This is a genomic window from Heyndrickxia sp. MSNUG (genome assembly GCF_049532715.1).
Lineage (GTDB): Bacteria > Bacillota > Bacilli > Bacillales > Cytobacillaceae > Mesobacillus.
In genome coordinates this window covers 4,097,661-4,115,574 of the sequence record NZ_CP150978.1, presented here as the reverse complement: position 1 = coordinate 4,115,574, position 17,914 = coordinate 4,097,661, and the positions used below count along the sequence as shown (strand labels likewise).

At 43.1% G+C, this 17,914-nt stretch carries 18 protein-coding genes and 1 riboswitch; of the genes, 16 read left to right on the top strand and 2 right to left on the bottom strand.

All coding sequences use genetic code 11. The annotated features are described in order from the left end of the window. The first annotated feature begins 16 nt into the window (after positions 1-16). The 14 genes from sufD to AABM38_RS20770 all read left to right on the top strand — a co-directional run bounded on the left by sufD (position 17) and on the right by AABM38_RS20770 (position 14,484). Positions 17-1,324 carry a Fe-S cluster assembly protein SufD gene (gene sufD / locus AABM38_RS20835; RefSeq protein ID WP_423408086.1) on the top strand — a complete coding sequence of 436 codons (1,308 nt, stop codon included), beginning with the start codon at positions 17-19 and terminating at the stop codon, positions 1,322-1,324. Next, positions 1,324-2,553: a cysteine desulfurase gene (locus AABM38_RS20830; RefSeq protein ID WP_423408085.1), complete on the top strand. Its 1,230-nt coding sequence runs from the start codon at positions 1,324-1,326 to the stop codon at positions 2,551-2,553. Before sufD ends, AABM38_RS20830 begins: the two co-directional genes overlap by 1 nt. Continuing rightward, positions 2,543-2,989 carry a Fe-S cluster assembly sulfur transfer protein SufU gene (sufU, locus tag AABM38_RS20825; protein WP_423408084.1) on the top strand — a complete coding sequence of 149 codons (447 nt, stop codon included), beginning with the start codon at positions 2,543-2,545 and terminating at the stop codon, positions 2,987-2,989. Before AABM38_RS20830 ends, sufU begins: the two co-directional genes overlap by 11 nt. 111 nt (positions 2,990-3,100) lie before the next feature. After that, positions 3,101-4,498 (top strand): Fe-S cluster assembly protein SufB, encoded by a 1,398-nt coding sequence (gene sufB / locus AABM38_RS20820; protein ID WP_335374862.1) that lies wholly within the window; start codon positions 3,101-3,103, stop codon positions 4,496-4,498. A gap of 50 nt (positions 4,499-4,548) precedes the next feature. Further along, entirely contained in the window at positions 4,549-4,776 is a 228-nt protein-coding gene (locus tag AABM38_RS20815; protein ID WP_423408083.1) for a hypothetical protein, read from the top strand. Positions 4,777-4,891: 115 nt separating this feature from the next. After that, positions 4,892-5,740 carry a DUF72 domain-containing protein gene (locus AABM38_RS20810; RefSeq protein WP_423408082.1) on the top strand — a complete coding sequence of 283 codons (849 nt, stop codon included), beginning with the start codon at positions 4,892-4,894 and terminating at the stop codon, positions 5,738-5,740. Positions 5,741-5,828: 88 nt separating this feature from the next. After that, positions 5,829-7,205: a bifunctional metallophosphatase/5'-nucleotidase gene (locus AABM38_RS20805; protein WP_423408081.1), complete on the top strand. Its 1,377-nt coding sequence runs from the start codon at positions 5,829-5,831 to the stop codon at positions 7,203-7,205. Positions 7,206-7,220: 15 nt separating this feature from the next. Further along, positions 7,221-7,445 (top strand): hypothetical protein, encoded by a 225-nt coding sequence (locus AABM38_RS20800; protein WP_423408080.1) that lies wholly within the window; start codon positions 7,221-7,223, stop codon positions 7,443-7,445. A gap of 557 nt (positions 7,446-8,002) precedes the next feature. Next, positions 8,003-8,320 carry a YunC family protein gene (locus AABM38_RS20795; protein ID WP_423408079.1) on the top strand — a complete coding sequence of 106 codons (318 nt, stop codon included), beginning with the start codon at positions 8,003-8,005 and terminating at the stop codon, positions 8,318-8,320. A 231-nt stretch (positions 8,321-8,551) separates the two neighbouring features. Further along, positions 8,552-9,661 (top strand): HD-GYP domain-containing protein, encoded by a 1,110-nt coding sequence (locus AABM38_RS20790; protein ID WP_423408078.1) that lies wholly within the window; start codon positions 8,552-8,554, stop codon positions 9,659-9,661. 59 nt (positions 9,662-9,720) lie between these two features. Next, the gene (gene yunB / locus AABM38_RS20785) at positions 9,721-10,479 is read left to right on the top strand and encodes a sporulation protein YunB (protein ID WP_423408077.1); all 759 of its coding nucleotides are present in this window, start codon (positions 9,721-9,723) and stop codon (positions 10,477-10,479) included. Between the two features lie 65 nt (positions 10,480-10,544). Next, positions 10,545-10,725: riboswitch (Lysine riboswitch) on the top strand. 324 nt (positions 10,726-11,049) lie between these two features. Continuing rightward, positions 11,050-12,636 (top strand): Na+/H+ antiporter NhaC family protein, encoded by a 1,587-nt coding sequence (locus AABM38_RS20780; RefSeq protein ID WP_423408076.1) that lies wholly within the window; start codon positions 11,050-11,052, stop codon positions 12,634-12,636. A 235-nt stretch (positions 12,637-12,871) separates the two neighbouring features. Further along, on the top strand, positions 12,872-14,377 hold the full coding sequence (locus AABM38_RS20775; protein WP_423408075.1) for a sodium-dependent transporter: 1,506 nt from the start codon (positions 12,872-12,874) through the stop codon (positions 14,375-14,377). After that, positions 14,377-14,484 (top strand): methionine/alanine import family NSS transporter small subunit, encoded by a 108-nt coding sequence (locus AABM38_RS20770; RefSeq protein ID WP_423408074.1) that lies wholly within the window; start codon positions 14,377-14,379, stop codon positions 14,482-14,484. Before AABM38_RS20775 ends, AABM38_RS20770 begins: the two co-directional genes overlap by 1 nt. Positions 14,485-14,513: 29 nt before the next feature. On the opposite strand, the gene AABM38_RS20765 is transcribed toward AABM38_RS20770, so the two are convergent. Then, complete coding sequence (locus tag AABM38_RS20765; RefSeq protein ID WP_423408073.1) at positions 14,514-15,509, bottom strand: M23 family metallopeptidase; 996 nt, start codon at positions 15,507-15,509, stop codon at positions 14,514-14,516. Positions 15,510-15,800: 291 nt separating this feature from the next. On the opposite strand from AABM38_RS20765, the gene lipA reads away from it, so the two are divergent. Beyond that, positions 15,801-16,715 (top strand): lipoyl synthase, encoded by a 915-nt coding sequence (gene lipA / locus AABM38_RS20760; RefSeq protein WP_335374873.1) that lies wholly within the window; start codon positions 15,801-15,803, stop codon positions 16,713-16,715. Between the two features lie 58 nt (positions 16,716-16,773). On the opposite strand, the gene AABM38_RS20755 is transcribed toward lipA, so the two are convergent. Then, on the bottom strand, positions 16,774-17,466 hold the full coding sequence (locus tag AABM38_RS20755) for a YhcN/YlaJ family sporulation lipoprotein (protein WP_423408072.1): 693 nt from the start codon (positions 17,464-17,466) through the stop codon (positions 16,774-16,776). A gap of 145 nt (positions 17,467-17,611) precedes the next feature. Here AABM38_RS20755 and AABM38_RS20750 point away from each other — a divergent pair, with 145 nt between their 5' ends. Then, entirely contained in the window at positions 17,612-17,902 is a 291-nt protein-coding gene (locus AABM38_RS20750; RefSeq protein ID WP_335374875.1) for a YutD family protein, read from the top strand. Positions 17,903-17,914 lie beyond the last annotated feature (12 nt).

Here is a 17,914-nt window from a genome sequence, read left to right as displayed (position 1 = left end):
GTTGGGGGGATTTATAATGACGACGGAAACGAAATGGCCTTTTGACCAGGAGTACATCACTTCCTTCTCAAAAGAAATGAGCGAACCGGCATGGCTGACAGAACTTCGCGTTCAGTCTCTTGAAAAAGCTGAAGATCTTCCAATGCCAAAACCGGATAAAACAAAGATTGATAAATGGAATTTCACACAGTTTGAAAAACTCCTTGTGAAGAGTGATGTTTTTTCTTCTATCGACGAACTTCCTGAAGAGGTAAAAGCGCTAGTTGACCAGGAAGCGAAGGATAACAGCTTGTATGTACAGCGCAATAATAAGCCTGCTTATCTTCAGCTTTCAAAAGAAATGCAGGAGCAAGGCGTAGTTTTTACTGATATCTTTACAGCAGCTCGTGAATACAGCGATTTGCTGAAGAAATATTTCATGTCTGCTGTTAAGTCTGATGAAAATCGATTGACAGCCCTTCATGCAGCATTTGTTAACGGTGGAGCATTCCTATATGTTCCTAAAAACGTTCAGGTCAAGAACCCGATTCAGGCGATTTTCCTGCATGATGATGCAGAAGCAAACCTGTTCAACCACGTTCTTGTTGTTGCTGAAGACAATAGTTCTGTAACATACGTTGAAAACTATATCTCAACTACTGGAAAAGTGAACGGCTTAGTTAACATTGTGACAGAAGCAATTGCTGGCCAAAACGCTAAAATCCAGTATGGAGCAGTTGACACGCTAGCTGCTGGACTTACAACTTATGTGAACCGCCGCGGAAAAGCAGGAAGAGATGCTCGCATCGAGTGGGCTCTTGGATTGATGAACGATGGCAACACAATCTCTGAAAACGTTACGAATCTTATTGGTGACGGTTCGTACGGCGATACGAAGATGGTTATGGTTGGACGCGGGGAGCAGACTCAGAACTTCACGACAAGCATCATCCACTTCGGCAAAAATTCAGAAGGCTATATCCTTAAGCACGGTGTTGTTAAGGATAGCGCGACTTCTATCTTCAATGGGATCGGAAAGATCGAGCATGGTGCTTCTAAATCAAACGCTGAACAAGAATCACGCGTATTGATGCTAAGCGAAAAAGCACGTGGGGACGCTAACCCAATCCTTCTAATTGATGAAGATGATGTAACTGCAGGTCACGCAGCATCAGTTGGACGCGTTGATCCATTGCAGCTGTACTACTTGATGAGCCGTGGTATTCCAAAGCACGAGGCAGAACGCCTTGTCATTCACGGCTTCCTTGCGCCAGTTGTAAACGAACTTCCTATCGAGGGAGTTAAGAAGCAATTGGTGGAAGTCATCGAAAGGAAAGTAAAATAATGAACGCCCGCGAAATTCGTGAATTATTTCCGATTCTAAATCAGGAAGTCAATGGCAGCCCGCTTGTCTATCTCGACAGCGCGGCAACATCACAAAAGCCTGTGCAAGTTATTGAGGCACTGGACAAATATTATCGCGAATACAACTCCAACGTCCACCGCGGCGTCCACACACTGGGAACAAAAGCTACGGATGGTTACGAAGGAGCAAGGGAAAAGGTTCGTAAGTTCATTAATGCTAAGTCTATAGAAGAAATTATTTTCACCCGTGGAACTACCACCGCTCTGAACACAGTAGCTGCAAGCTATGGCCGTGATAATCTCAGAGAAGGTGACGAAATTGTCATCTCATATATGGAGCATCACAGCAACATCATTCCTTGGCAGCAGGTGGCGAAACAAACGGGTGCTACCTTAAAATATCTTGATCTTCAGTCAGATGGCACGATTTCTTTAGATACTGTAAGAGAAACGATTACAGAAAATACAAAAATCGTATCGATCATGCAGGTATCAAATGTTTTAGGTGTCATGAACCCAATTAAGGAAATAGCCGAAATTGCCCATCAGCATGGGGCAATTATGGTCGTGGATGGTGCTCAAAGCGCTCCGCACATGAAGATTGATGTTCAAGACCTGAATTGTGATTTCCTTGCATTTTCTGGACATAAAATGTGCGGCCCGACTGGTATCGGTGTACTATACGGCAAGAAGGCACTTTTAGAAAAAATGGAGCCAGTAGAATTTGGCGGTGAAATGATTGATTTCGTAGGACTCTATGAATCAACATGGAAAGAGCTGCCTTGGAAGTTCGAAGGCGGCACACCGATTATTGCAGGAGCAATCGGCCTTGGTGCAGCAATAGACTTCCTAAATGATATTGGACTTGATCATATCGAAAAACATGAGCATGCTTTGGCAGCTTATGCAATGGATAAAATGTCAGCGATTGAAGGAATGACTATCTATGGGCCGAAGGAAGCTGGAAAGCGCGCTGGACTTGTAACCTTCAATCTTGAAGATGTGCATCCTCACGATGTGGCAACTGTACTTGATGCTGAAGGAATCGCCGTTCGCGCGGGCCACCATTGTGCACAGCCGCTGATGAAATGGCTGAAGGCGTCCGCGACAGCACGTGCAAGCTTCTACCTGTATAATACAGAAGAAGATATTGACAAGCTGGTTGCAGGCCTTGTCAAAACAAAGGAGTATTTCAGCGATGTCTTTTAATAATTTAGATAACCTTTATCGGCAAGTTATTATGGATCACTATAAGAACCCTCGCAATAAAGGTGTTTTGGATGAAGGCAGCTTGACAGTCAACATGAACAACCCTACTTGCGGAGACCGCATCCAGCTTACGATGAAAGTTGAAGATGGAAAGGTTGCGGATTCGAAGTTTGAAGGGGAAGGCTGTTCGATTTCCATGTCCTCTGCTTCAATGATGACGCAGGCGATCAAGGGAAGAAGTGTTGAGGAAGCTCTTAAGCTTTCGAAGATATTCTCTGACATCATGCAGGGCAATGACTATGATGAGGATGACCTGGACCTCGGAGATATTGAAGCTCTTCAAGGCGTTGCGAAGTTTCCGGCCAGGATCAAATGCGCGACGCTTGCCTGGAAGGCGATGGAAAAGGGCCTGAAGGAAGAGGAAGACAACCAATAAAAGTCATCATGGATGATTTTACAAAGAAAGCCTGCAGGGGATTGGCCTGCAGCGAGTACAACTTCAAAGCGGGGAACAAGTTTCACGCTTTAAGAATGGAGGAATTCGACGATGGCTAAAAAAATGCCAGAGATCGGTGATTATAAATACGGTTTTGCCGACAAAGACGTTTCCATCTTCCGGTCTAAACGCGGTCTGACGCGTGAAATCGTTGAAGAAATTTCAAAACTTAAGGAAGAGCCGCAATGGATGCTGGACTTCCGTTTAAAGTCTCTTGAGCACTTTTACAATATGCCAATGCCACAGTGGGGCGGGGACATGGCTTCATTGAACTTTGATGAAATCACATATTATGTAAAACCTTCTGAGCGCTCTGAAAAATCTTGGGATGAAGTTCCTGAAGAAATCAAGGCGACATTCGATAAGCTTGGTATCCCTGAAGCGGAGCAAAAATACCTTGCAGGTGTTTCTGCTCAGTACGAATCAGAGGTTGTATACCACAACATGAAGGAAGAGCTTGAGGATCTTGGAATCGTCTTTAAGGACACTGATTCTGCCCTTAAAGAAAATGAAGACATCTTCCGTGAGCATTTCGGAAAAGTGATTCCGCCAACTGACAATAAGTTCTCAGCACTGAACTCTGCAGTTTGGTCTGGTGGATCTTTCATCTATGTTCCAAAGGGAGTAAAAGTTGACACGCCTTTACAAGCGTATTTCCGTATCAACTCTGAAAACATGGGTCAGTTCGAGCGTACATTGATCATCGTTGATGAAGGCGCGCACGTACACTATGTAGAAGGATGTACAGCTCCTGTGTACACAACAAACTCACTTCACAGTGCTGTTGTTGAAATCATCATCAAAAAGGACGCATATTGCCGTTACACAACAATCCAGAACTGGGCAAACAACGTCTTTAACCTTGTTACAAAGCGTGCAGTTTGTGAAGCAAACGCAACAATGGAATGGATCGATGGCAACATCGGTTCAAAGCTGACTATGAAGTACCCAGCTGTCATCCTTAAGGGTGAAGGCGCACGTGGTATGACATTGTCAATTGCGATTGCAGGTAAAGGCCAGCACCAGGATGCAGGTGCGAAAATGATTCACCTTGCACCAAACACATCTTCAACAATCGTATCAAAATCAATTTCCAAGCACGGCGGAAAAGTAACATACCGCGGTATTGTCCACTTCGGACGCAAAGCCGACGGCGCCCGCTCTAACATTGAGTGCGATACGTTGATCATGGATAACAAGTCAACATCAGACACAATTCCATACAACGAAATCCTGAACGACAACATTTCTCTTGAGCACGAAGCGAAGGTTTCCAAGGTATCAGAAGAGCAGCTATTCTACCTGATGAGCCGTGGAATCTCGCAAGAAGAAGCAACAGAAATGATCGTAATGGGCTTCATCGAGCCATTCACAAAAGAATTGCCAATGGAATATGCAGTTGAAATGAACCGCCTGATCAAGTTCGAGATGGAAGGTTCAATCGGTTAATAATAGTTACGGGAATCCACCTGCCTCGGCAGGTGGATTTTTTTCTTTTTTTGGAAAAAGTAGCGATTATCCTGTATTCCGTAGCGAATTTGCCAAATCTCGTAGCGATTCCTTCAAAATTCGTAGTGAAAACCATCAAAACTGTAGCGATTCCTTCAAAATTCGTAGTGAAAACCATCAAAACTGTAGCGATTAGCTGCAAAATCGTAGTGATTAACGATGAAAATCTTCAATACTCGATGAGAAGGAAGGTACAAATAGTAAAAATAAGGAAATGATTGATTTTAAAGGTGTTTCTTCTTTTATATAAGGGGGAATTAAGGTTAGATGAGGTCTTAATTTTTATTCATAAGGTAACAATATGCTATCATGAAGGTATATGGAGGTGCACAGATGATTATTATTGGCTTAACAGGTTGGGGAGACCATGACAGTTTATATGAAGGCAAGGTAGCTCCGCGCGATAAACTCAAAGAATACTCAGGCCACTTTCCCGCAGTCGAGGTCGATGCCTCTTTTTACGCTGTGCAGCCTGTAAAGAATGCGGTGAGATGGGTTGAGGACACACCTGACAATTTTCAATTCATTGTAAAAGCTTATCAGGGAATGACCGGCCATCAGCGCGGTGAGATTCCTTTTAAAGATAAAAATGAGATGTTCAATGCCTATAAAGACTCGCTCAAGCCATATTTGGAAGCGGACAAGCATGGTATGACATTATTTCAGTTTCCGCCATGGTTTGATTGCCGCCGTGAGAATGTGGAGTACTTGCGTTGGTGCAGGGAGCAGATGGGTGACATCGAATGTGCGCTTGAGTTCCGAAATCAATCGTGGTTTGAGGGCGAGATGCGGGAGAAGACACTGGATTTTATGAAAAAAGATAATTGGATCCACAGCATTTGCGACGAACCCCAGGCAGGAACTGGTTCGATTCCAACTGTTCTGGCGTCTACCAGCACGGAGAAAGTGCTTGTACGGTTCCATGGAAGGAATGTTCATGGCTGGAACAAGAAGGGGAAAGGCCAGGACTGGCGTGAAGTCAGGTATCTTTATCGATATAATGAGAGCGAATTGAAGGAATGGGCCGAAAATTTAAGGCAACTTGACTTAGGCACAAAGCAAGTCTATGCTCTATTCAACAACAATTCAGGCGGAGATGCTGCTGATAATGCTAAGCAGATGCTCGACATATTAAATATTGAATACGCAGGACTGAACCCAAGGCAGCTTGATTTATTTTAGACCGAATTTTAAAACTCCATAAAATATAACTAGACCCCTTCCGGAAATAGGCAGGGGCACTTCATTTTAAAAGAGGATGGATGGTTTGATGGAAGAAATAATTCACATATACCATACGAATGATTTACATAGCCATCTTGAGCATTGGCCAAGTATCCATAAACTCTTGACTGAGCGGAGGCGCTGGCATGAAGAGGCCGGTGATGAGGTGCTGATTTTCGATATCGGCGATCACATGGACCGCTGGCATCCACTCTCGGACGCCACCAGGGGGAAGGCGAATTGCCGGTTGCTGAATGAAGCGGGCTACGACGCTGCTACGATCGGGAATAATGAAGGAATCACACTTCCGTTTGAGGACCTGGATTCCATGTATCTTGAAAAATCATTCGAACTGCTCGTGGCAAATCTTTATAAGCCTGATGGAAGCAGGCCTGCATGGGCAAAGCCGTATTATGTATACATAAGTAAAAAGGGTACAAGGATTGGTGTTATCGGCGTGACGGTTAACTTTGCGCGCTTTTACGAGCAGCTGGGCTGGAAGCTGGCTGATCCGATTGATGAACTTAAGAAATGCTTGGCTGAGCTTAAGGGGAAGACGGATATGATTATCCTTTTATCCCATCTTGGCATTCATGATGATGAACTTATTGCCGGTATGTTTCCGGAAATTGATGTGATTCTTGGAGGACATACGCACCACATTTTACACGAGGGAAAAGAAATTGGTTTAACTTTGCTTGCAGGAGCAGGCAAGCATGGCTATTATACCGGCCATGTAACAGTGAAGATGCATGAACACTCCAAGCAAATCATTAATAAAAGAGCGATTCTTTATGATATGAACGAGGCTGAAAAAACTGAAAATGAGCAGCAGATGGCAGATAGGTATTACGCCGAGGGTAAAAAGCTTATGGCTAAAACCGTGGCATTCCTTCCTGAGGAATTAAAGGCAGACCCGCTGGAACACTCAGCACTTTCAAAAATGCTGACTCAAGCATTGCGTGAATGGTGTGATGCAGATTGTGCATTCATGAATGCGGGAATGCTGCTTCATGGGTTAAAAAGAGGAGAAGTTTCGCAATTCGACTTGCTTGAAATTTGCCCGCATCCGATCAATCCATGTACCATCAAGCTAACAGGAGCGGAGCTTAAGGAGGTGCTCCTCCAAACTCTTGATGAAAAGTGGCCGCATATGCAAATAAAAGGGCTTGGTTTCCGCGGTACGGTTATGGGCGTGATGGAGTACGATGGTATCGAGTTCCGAAAAGAACGTAACGTACAGCAGATTTTGATAAATGGCGTACCACTCGAAACAAAAAAGCACTATGTTTTAGCGATACCGGATATGTTCACGTTTGGGAGGTTTTTTTCGGAAATCTATCGAGCCGAAAATAAGAAGTACTGGCTTCCGGAGTTCTTGCGGAATTTACTCGAATGGAAACTTTCATCTATATATAAATAACGCTTTGGAGGCTTATTGGAACAACCAGATGAGGATTTTGGGTTCTACAATGTTCCAATGCCGCCTATTGGAACAATGGGAAGACGGTTTTTCACACATCAATGTTCCAATGCGGCTTATTGGAACAATCAGCTGACGGTTTTTTCCCCTTCAATGTTCCAATGCTGCTTATTGGAACAATGGGAAGACGGTTTTTCACACATCAATGTTCCAATGCGGCTTATTGGAACAACCGGATGAGGATTTTTCGAACATCAATGTTCCAATGCGGCTTATTGGAACAACAAGCTGACGGTTTTTCGAACATCAATGTTCCAATGCAACTTATTGGAACAACCAGATGACGATTTTTCACTCTTCAGTGTTCCAATGCCGCCTATTGGAACAATGGGAAGTGGTTTTTCGCACATCAATGTTCCAATGCAGCTTATTGGAACAACCGGATGACGATATTTCGCTCTTCAATGTTCCAATGCCGCCTATTGGAACAATGGGAAGACGGTTTTTCGCACATCACTGTTCTAATGTCGCCTATTGGAACAACCAGCTGACGATTTTTCGCACATCAATGTTCCAAACCGGCTTATTGGAACTACTGGATGACGGTACTTCGCCCTCCCAGTTGGTCCAATGGTGAATCATTGCACTTTAACAAGTAATTTCAGAAAGTGAATCGCATAAATAACAACAAATTTTACGAAAATCCCTTATGTGAACATCAATCTTTAATCAAAATATCACGCTTTTTCCCTTCCCTTCATAGAGTGTTATTGGATGGATGGAAGGAGAGTGTGTTCATGATCGAAATGTCACCGATTGAAATAGAAGGCAGAACTTTTTTATGCATAACCGTCAGATTGCCTAAAACCAATCTGCTTGTAGTTACAGGAGATCACGGCTATATTATGTGCGGCGCTCTTGATGTCGCGCTTCTGAATGAAAAGCTTAAGAGCAGGAAAGTCATTGCCGGCAGAGCCGTTGGTGTTAAAACAATTGAAGAGTTGCTTGAAGCACCATTAGAGTCAGTTACATTCGAAGCTGAGAACACGGGGGCAATAAAGGGCATGGTCGGCAAGGAAGCTTTGCTGCTTATGAATGAAAGACAGCCTGATTAGGCTGTCTTTTTGCTTTGAATTGAAGGAGATCCCATTCTTCCGATTATTTTCCCAATGTAAAAATATTCATAATACCATAACCAATCGATAAATAGATGTGTTAAAATGTAAGAAATAATTGTCGTATTATGTAATATTTTCTTGCTGAACGCTAAGGTCTTTTTCGTAAACCTCGTGGCAAAGCACCTATTTCGAAAAAGCCAAAAACAAACCGATAAAGTGGGAATTGACATGAGACTGGTAGCCACCACTTCAGTGAATGAAGGAGCTTTACTTGGAAAAGCCATTTATAATGACCAGGGGCAGATTCTTTTAAACGTGGGAGCGCGGCTTGAGAGGAAAATCCTTAACCGGTTAATGGAATTTGGTATTGATTTTCTATATATAAAGGATCCTGATACTGACGATCTTCTCCTTTCAAATTCGATTTCTGATGAATTGCGTGTGAATGCCATCAAATCGATTGGAGAGTCGTTTAAGCAAATTCAAAATGATACAACGATTTCGCATTCCTTTGTGCTTGAAAAATCGGCAAAAAAGTTCAAAAAATTGATTAGTATTTTGCTAGATGAACTTCAAAGCAGCAGGGAACTGCTCAATATGCTTTCAGATGTTTTCATGCACGATCACTATATATTTTCGCACTCGCTAAATGTAACGCTATATGCCCTGGCAATCGGAATTGAAATGAAACTAACTCCAAAGGAACTGGAGCAGCTTGGACTTGGAGCTATTTTGCATGATGTAGGAAAAATGAAGGTGCCTGAAGAAGTGCTGACAAAACCTGGACGGCTGACAGGGGAAGAATTCCAGATTATCAAGGCACATGCCGAGGATGGATTCCAGCTGCTGCGGAATATCCCAACTGTTCCATTAATTGTTGCTCATTGTGCCTTCCAGCATCACGAGCGCATGAATGGTTCAGGTTATCCTCGCGGCTTAAAAGGCGATGAGATTCACCTGTTTGGACGGATTCTTGGGGTGGCGGATGTCTTTGATGCTGTCACGTCAAACCGAGTGTACAGGCCCGCTATGCTGCCGCATGAAGGTCTGGAAATCCTTTATTCGGGTTCAGGCACCCTTTTTGACCCGAAGGTGGTCGATGCTTTCCGCAGAGCTGTAGCTATCTATCCTATTGGCTTGACAGTTCTTTTAAGTGATGGACGGAAAGGGGTAGTCGCTGCCCAGAATCCAGGGCTGAGCGAACGGCCGGTTGTCAGGATCCTGGAGGAAAACGGCTTGCGGGTCGCGCCTTACGAAATCAATTTGAAGACGAATTTATCGTTGATGATTGTAAGCTGTGACACAATCCTAAAGTATGAGTATGCCAACAATTATTAGATTTTAAGGCTAGTTCCCCCCTTTAAAGCATACATATAGCTTTAGAGGGGGGATTTGTTTTGCCAAAATTCGGCCGGCGGCTGCCTCGGAAAGGACCTTTGCCTTTCAGGTATGTGTTCCTGCTGACATTCGTCTTTTTTTCCTTTTCAACAGCAGCGGGACTGTGGATTATAGATAAGGGGATCGAGCCTACGCTGATGAGCTATGCCGAATCTCAAACAAGAAAAATCGCCACGCTTGTAATTAATAAGGCGATCAATAAGAAAATCGCCAATGGTATGGATATTGATAAGGTGATAGAGTTTGTGCCGGTAGATGGAGGGTCTTCTACAGTAGTGAAATTCAATACTGAGATCATTAATCGTGTAAAAGCAGAAACGACTAACCTTGTGCAAATGAATTTGAAGGAAGCCGAACGAGGGAATCTCGCATCGCTTGAAATGCTCTCGGATATTGAAATTGTCACGGATGAAGAGGAAAAGAAAGAAGGAATCATTTATTATGTGCCTTTAGGGCAAGCCACCAATAATGCGCTTTTAGGGAATATGGGGCCAATGATACCAGTGAAATTCAATGCTATTGGTGATGTAACGTCGGATATTGTGTGGGAAACAGAAGAACATGGAATCAATAACTCACTCGTGAATGTTTCTGTTAGGGTTAAAGTAAATGTCCAAATAATTATCCCGTTTGCAACGAAAATAGCGACTGTTCAGGAAGATATTCCAATTGGAAGCTTTTACTATCCTGGAAAAGTTCCTCAATTCTATAATGGCGGCGGTGATTCTTCACCTTCAATTGAATTACCTGGCGAATAAAAATGGTTGTCACGATAACGATATTGTTATACTATGAAATCAATTGAATAATAACCTTATCATTCCGGTGGGGTAGAGGAGCAAAATTAATTAGTAGGCTGTGTGAGGATGACAACGTTGACCACAGCTAAAAGGGAGTTTTGCCGAAGCAATCTAAATGAGTCACATTTATTTTGCTGGGGGTACTTTGAACAAGAGTATCACTGTCATTATGGGGATATCTCATAATGGGGAGCTACAGATCGTGATGGAGAAACTAGTTGCTTTAAAGAGTAACGATAGGATTTTCTCTATCGTTGCTCTTTTTTGTATTTGGCTCTGTTAAACAAGGCTGTTGATTTCCGTTCCAGGCGCTTCGCTTTCCGCGGGGCTGGCGCTGAGCCTCCTCGTCGCTTCGCTCCTGCGGGGTCTCATCTGACCAGCTGCGCCCGCAGGAGTCTACGCGCCTTCCACTACAATCAACAGGGTATTAAAAATCAACATTCAGCTTTAACAGAGCCTTGTATTTATGGACTTGTAGCTCTTTTCATGGAAACAGTTTCCCCCTGTCAAAAACAAGGAGGAGAAAAAATGGAGAACACAATATATTCATTATTGCCGCCATTGTTGGCAATTTTAATGGTAGTCATCACAAGACGGGTGCTGTTGTCATTAGGGACAGGCATAGTGGCTGCAGCGTTACTGCTTGCTGAATTCAAAATTGGCGAAACATTATCGATCATCGGAGATGCCATAAAAGGGATTTTCATCGCTGATGGAGAGCTGAACACTTACAGTTTATATATCATCCTGTTCCTTTTGCTATTAGGTATTATTACTGCATTCATTTCTATTTCCGGTGGAAGCCGTGCATTTGGCGAATGGGCGATGAAGCGTGTTAAAACAAGAGTTGGCGCACAGCTTGTGGGTGCATTTCTAGGTATTATTATTTTTATCGATGATTACTTCAATGCACTGGCTGTAGGACAAATCACTCGTCCAATTACTGACCGCCAAAAGGTATCACGGGCAAAGCTTGCGTACATTATCGATTCGACATCTGCTCCTATGTGTGTCATTTCACCTATATCCAGCTGGGGCGCCTATATCATTGCTTTGATTGGCACAATACTTGCTGCTCACGGTGTTAAGGAATACAGTGCATTTTCGGCATTCATGCAGATCGTTCCAATGAATTTTTACGCTTTAGCTGCACTTATTATGGTCTTTATTGTGGCGCTTCGCAATGTTGAAATTGGGCCAATGAAGGTCCATGAGCAACGTGCTTTTGATGAGGGGATTGTAGTTAATCAAAGTAAACCGGTACCAGGTGAATTAAAAGATGACCTTCCTACCAGTACCACTGGAACAGTTGGGGATCTAGTATGGCCCATTGCGGCACTTGTTGTTGGGACAATCGGTACAATGATGTGGACAGGCTTAAGCGCAGTTGAAGGCAAAGCGACAATCTTTAAAATTCTTGAAAATACAGATGTAACAAAATCTCTTGTTACAGGTGGCTTGCTCGGACTTGCTGTCGCCTTGATTCTTTTTGTAAGACAAGCTGTAATGTTAAAAGGCGTGAATGCAAATGTATTTGGTAAAGGATTGCTAGAGGGTATCAAATCAATGCTTCCAGCGATCTATATTTTACTTTTTGCCTGGGTAATTGTTGATTTAATCGGAAGACTTGAAACAGGAAAATATCTTTCTGGAATTGTGGAAAGCTCAAATATGAATGTTTCTTTCCTGCCTTTCCTTCTGTTCTTAGTCGCTGGAATCATGGCATTCTCAACAGGAACCTCTTGGGGGTCATTTGGAATCCTGCTTCCAATCGCTGGGGACATTGCAGCGGCATCTGATATTAGCATGCTTCTGCCTGCATTGGCGGCAGTATTAGCTGGAGCAGTATTTGGGGACCACTGTTCACCGATTTCCGATACAACGATTCTCTCATCTACGGGTGCTGGATCAAATCATATGGACCATGTCATGACTCAGCTGCCATATGCGCTGATTACGGCGGCAATCTCGGCTGTTGGATTCCTTGTCATTGGATTCACTGGCAGCACTATTGCTGCACTTGCAGTGGTGGTAATCCTGCTGGCTGCCTTCGCATTCATCTTTGGAAGCAAACCGCAGGAAGAAAAAACATTAAAAGAAAATCTTGCAGAATAACTTTTAAGCTGTCTGATGATCAGACAGCTTTTTTCAATAAATGGAAAAAGGTCCATACCTTAATGTGTATTTCACGTAGTTGGGAAAATATTATTTGCTAAAAATTTATTATTATCAAAATAATATTTTGACAAGCAATTAAAAACTAGCTATACTATTTTTAGACTAAATAATCAGAAAATATAAAACTTTCTAATTCATTTTCCATGGAATTAGAAAGGGAGGGGGATTTATAATGGAAAATCGTCCACAGTGGGGAACCAGGTCGGGATTTATTCTTGCAGCAATTGGTTCTGCAGTAGGGTTGGGAAATATTTGGCGCTTTCCCGCAGTAGCGTATGAGAATGGAGGAGGAGCCTTCTTTATTCCTTATTTATTCGCTTTGCTGACAGCAGGCATTCCGTTGCTGATTCTTGAATTTACAATCGGGCATAAGTATAGAGGATCTTCACCATTGTCTTTCGCACGTATGAATAAGAAATGGGAATGGCTTGGCTGGTGGCAGGTTGCTGTTTCTTTTGTCATCTCAACTTATTATGCCGCTATCATTGCATGGTCAGGTTCATATGCATTCTTCTCATTCGGAGAGAAATGGGGAAAAGATTCTGAGGGTTTCCTTTTCGGCAGCTACCTGAAGCTGGCTGACAAAGCAGGGGATGTAGGCGGGATTGTCCCAGGAGTATTTTGGCCTATGGTTCTTGTGTGGGGAATTACATTCTTTGTTCTTTTGAAAGGGATTAAAAAAGGGATTGAAGTGGCAAACAAAATCATGATCCCAACACTTGTAGTTCTTTTCATGGTCATCGTTGTCAGAGCCTTGACTCTTGATGGTGCTGCTCAGGGACTTGATGCTTTCTTCAAGCCGAATTGGGATACGATTGCTGACCCTAAGGTATGGGTTGCTGCTTATGGTCAGATTTTCTTCAGCTTATCAATCGGTTTTGCTATTATGATTACTTATTCAAGCTATCTTCCTAAGAAAACAGATTTAACAAACAGTGCATTTATCACTGGTTTTGCAAACTCTGGCTTTGAGCTTTTAGCTGGTATTGGTGTATTCGCAGCATTAGGATTCATGGCTCAGCAGGCAGGAGTGCCTGTAAGCGAAGTTGTAGCTGGCGGTGTAGGATTGGCATTTGTTGTCTTCCCGCAGATTATCAGTGAGTTCCCAGCATTTAATGGACTATTTGGCTTCTTGTTCTTTACATGTCTAGTTCTAGCAGGATTGACATCATTAATTTCGATCGTGGAAACTTTTGTTGCTGGTGTACAGGAAAAGTTCAAAGTCAGCAGAACAAAGGCCGTTCTAGTGGGCGGAGGATTATCTTCTTTATTCTCAATCCTGATCGCAACTAAAGGCGGTTTATACTTCCTTGATTCAGCAGACTATTTCATCAATCAATTCGGAGTTGCTTTGGCAGGACTTGTAGAGGTTGTCGCTGTTGCGTGGGTAATGAAAGAATTGAAGAACCTTCAAAAGCATACAAACGAAATTTCAGATGTAATGGTAGGTACATGGTGGAGAATTTGCCTGGGTGTGATCACTCCTATCGTATTAGGCTACATGATGGTTCAAAACATCATTACGAACATCAAGGAAAACTATGGAGGATATCCAACTGGCTTCCTTCTATACACAGGATGGGGAGTAGCCATCGGGGCAATCGTCTTAGGATTCGTCTTTGCGGCAATTAAGTGGGATAAAGATATTTCAGTTTCCTCTAAGGGGGTTTCTCAATAATGTCAGGCAGCGCTATTGCAATGATGCTTATTGGTATGGTAATTATTTGGGGCGGCCTAGCAGCAAGTGTAGCTGTGGCTGTAAAAAAAGGGAAAGAATCAAATTAGGTTAAAGAGGGCTGCCATTGGCAGCCCTTTTATTTTTTCTTAATTCTTGCCCGTTCCTGTCTTGCCCACATTTTCAAATGAGGGTATGGATCAAAGGACCATTCCGTATAGCCGTTATCCTTATACATTCCATAGTGCAGGTGGGGAGGGAATTTCCCGGACGTTCCAGGAGGTCCGTATCCAGAGCTTCCTACACCGCCGATGACCGTTCCAGGTTCAACGATTTGGCCGACCTTCAGATCCTTCGTAAATCCGCTTAAATGGGCAAAATAATGGTAGGTGTTGTTGATGTCACGAATACCGACCCGCCAGCCGCCATATTTGTTCCAGCCCTTCATCTCGACGATTCCATACCCTGTCGCGCGAACAGGGACACCATAGCCTGCAAAAATATCGGTGCCTTCATGAATCCTTCTGCCCCCCCATCCGCGGGCATCGCCCCAGGTGTTGTTATAGCTATGGTTGCTCCTTAAAGGCAGCGGGAACGAATGGGTATCTAGATTAAGTCTGCCAAAATGTCTGTAAACCATAGCTTTTCCGATGATGATTCCCACTGTTTTATCACGCTTATAGTAATTCCAAAGACCAATTTTAATGTTTTCCTGATCCGTCCCGTAATGAAGGAGGTATTGAGCAAATGCCTGCAGTACATCTTCGTCGTCACTGATGCTTGCTTTGCCGTCACCATTGCCGTCAAAACCGATTCCATTGAAAAATTGAATGGAGACTGGATTGTTATCTTGTAAGTTGGGATTCAGCAATCCTGCCCATTCTTCAGGTTTAAAATAAACACCGGCAATTCCCTCCGCCTTTGGCAAATCCTTTCGTGCCTGGCGGACATTTCGCTCATACTGGTCTACTGCGGCAATATAGTACCAGGGGATATGGGTAACAGCTTCTACACGGGTATATAATTCCATTCTTTTTTTATAAACATCCTCATCCTGCTCGGCTGCTGATACATTCTCAACAGAGAGGGCAGGGCATAATAAAAAAAGAACGATAACTGCATAAAGGAATTTCACCGTAATCCTCCCTTCAGATTTTGCTCCATTAGTGTCCAGCTTCAGTGGCTAGTTTGTTTTACATGATGGTCCTGTTGATCCCTTTTTCATGGACTGGCCAGCACACTTACGCTTTTCTTGTTATAGTTTGTGATGATGGGGATTTTTCATAAATATCAAATAATGGTAATCGCAAAGCTAACGTACTTGTCGTGTGTTTTTCATTATGTTAAAGTGACATCAGAAGCTGTAAATCGGCCTTGATTTTTTCATGGTGTTCTTGATGTAGTGCAGCAGGAATGGAGTGAAATTATGAGCAAAAAAGAGGTACAGAGAAAGCCTGAATGGCTGAAAATAAAGTTGAATACGAACGAAAATTATACTGGCTTGAAAAAGATGATGCGGGAGAAAAGCTTACATACTGTTTGTGAAGAAGCGAAATGCCCAAATATCCATGAATGCTGGGCAGTAAGAAGGACTGCCACTTTCATGATCCTCGGTGATGTATGTACGCGTGCATGCCGTTTCTGTGCGGTTAAAACAGGCCTTCCAACTGAACTCGACTGGCAGGAACCAGAAAGAGTAGCTGATTCAGTCGTACTTATGAACCTGAAGCATGTCGTTGTTACAGCTGTAGCGAGAGATGATCTGAAGGATGGAGGAGCGGCTGTCTTTGCTGAAACAGTAAGAGCCATTCGCAGAAAGAATCCTTTCACTTCCATTGAAGTATTGCCTTCCGATATGGGCGGTGTCCTCGAGAACCTTAAGACATTAATGGATGCTAGACCGGATATCCTTAATCATAATATTGAAACAGTTGAACGTCTGACTCCAAGAATCCGTGCGCGTGCTAAATATGAACGTTCACTTGAGTTCTTGCGCCGGGCAAAAGAGCTTCAGCCAGACATCCCGACAAAATCCAGCATCATGGTTGGACTTGGCGAAACAAAGGAAGAGCTGATTGAAGCGATGGATGATTTACGCGCAAACAACGTGGACATCCTTACTCTTGGACAATATCTGCAGCCATCTAAGAAACATCTTGAGGTTGTAAAGTACTACCATCCGGATGAATTTGCCGAACTCAAAGAGATTGCCTTGCAAAAAGGCTTCAGCCATTGTGAAGCAGGTCCATTGGTTCGTTCTTCCTATCATGCTGATGAGCAGGTTAATTCCGCAGCGAAACATAAACAGGAGCTTGCTGAGCAAGAGGCACAACAGGCATAATATTTCTAAATATGGTAAAAATAAAGAGTTCAGCCTGATGCTGAACTCTTTTTCCATATTATTTCTCTTTTTTCGTCTGTGTAGAAATGTCGTCTTTATCCATTTTTTCATTCATTTCGCCTTCAGCTTCACCGTTGGCATTTTCACCTGTGCTCATAGGCCTTCCTTGAGGAGATTTGAGCATTTGTTTAATGACACCGTCGATCATCGTTTCTACATTGCGGCTGTCTGTGTCAAGGGATGCAAAGTTCTCTACATCTTTGCGAAGGGTTGGATCATCCGATACGTAAACATGGAACCAGCGAGGAACAACAGACATTGCCATCCTCTTCACCTGGTCGGCAGTTTCAAAACGGTCCTTAGAATCTGTTTGATAGACAATCAGAACTTCTTCATCTGTAACCAATGTTGAGACATCATCAACATTCTGGACCATCGTGCTGTAACGTCCAATCATATCAGCCATTTTTTCCCGGTCGATTGCCTGGTAAACATCCATGTTATTGTCTGTTCCCATAACGCCTGTTTTTTGATGGCGTACATAGCCAAAATCTTCACTTGTATCTTTTAACCCTTTACGTCCATCTTCATTATATAAATCAGGGCGCTGGTCGTTTACATTAAGCGTATGGCCGCTCTGCCGGTAAATGCCCGTTTTGCCATCCCGATCGTCAGGGGATGCGTTGTTATTGGCGCATCCAGTCAATGCAGTTGCACCGCAAATTCCGAGAGCAATAATTGCCTTTTTCAATTTAAAACACCTCCTATTGATTAGAATGGCTCTGATTTTATTTTTTTTGCTTAGTAATTGATGGGGAATCAGTTATAATTTAAATAAGAGACTTTGGGATCAAAAATTAATGACGGAAAATCAGCAATGAAAAAGAGGTGTACCAATGATTTGCATCAATAATCTGTGTTATGAAATTGTTGACGAAGCACGTGACGGTTTCAATGAGGAAGCCTTTCGCGCAAGATACAGCGATATCTTGACAAAGTACGACTATATTGTTGGCGACTGGGGATATGGCCAATTAAGGCTCAGGGGATTTTTCGACGACCAGAATCAAAAGTCAACATTTGATACGAAAATCAGCACTGTCAGTGAGTATCTGTATGAGTATTGCAACTTTGGGTGCGCCTATTTCGTTGCGAAAAAAGTTGCCAAACAGAACGTAAGCCAATAAGAAGAGGACCTG

Coding starts and splice junctions, on each gene's coding strand:
- sufD (WP_423408086.1), top strand. CDS start 17: ATGACGACGGAAACGAAATGGCCTTTTGACCAGGAGTACATCACTTCC.
- AABM38_RS20830 (WP_423408085.1), top strand. CDS start 1,324: ATGAACGCCCGCGAAATTCGTGAATTATTTCCGATTCTAAATCAGGAA.
- sufU (WP_423408084.1), top strand. CDS start 2,543: ATGTCTTTTAATAATTTAGATAACCTTTATCGGCAAGTTATTATGGAT.
- sufB (WP_335374862.1), top strand. CDS start 3,101: ATGGCTAAAAAAATGCCAGAGATCGGTGATTATAAATACGGTTTTGCC.
- AABM38_RS20810 (WP_423408082.1), top strand. CDS start 4,892: ATGATTATTATTGGCTTAACAGGTTGGGGAGACCATGACAGTTTATAT.
- AABM38_RS20805 (WP_423408081.1), top strand. CDS start 5,829: ATGGAAGAAATAATTCACATATACCATACGAATGATTTACATAGCCAT.
- AABM38_RS20795 (WP_423408079.1), top strand. CDS start 8,003: ATGATCGAAATGTCACCGATTGAAATAGAAGGCAGAACTTTTTTATGC.
- AABM38_RS20790 (WP_423408078.1), top strand. CDS start 8,552: ATGAGACTGGTAGCCACCACTTCAGTGAATGAAGGAGCTTTACTTGGA.
- AABM38_RS20780 (WP_423408076.1), top strand. CDS start 11,050: ATGGAGAACACAATATATTCATTATTGCCGCCATTGTTGGCAATTTTA.
- AABM38_RS20775 (WP_423408075.1), top strand. CDS start 12,872: ATGGAAAATCGTCCACAGTGGGGAACCAGGTCGGGATTTATTCTTGCA.
- AABM38_RS20770 (WP_423408074.1), top strand. CDS start 14,377: ATGTCAGGCAGCGCTATTGCAATGATGCTTATTGGTATGGTAATTATT.
- lipA (WP_335374873.1), top strand. CDS start 15,801: ATGAGCAAAAAAGAGGTACAGAGAAAGCCTGAATGGCTGAAAATAAAG.
- AABM38_RS20750 (WP_335374875.1), top strand. CDS start 17,612: ATGATTTGCATCAATAATCTGTGTTATGAAATTGTTGACGAAGCACGT.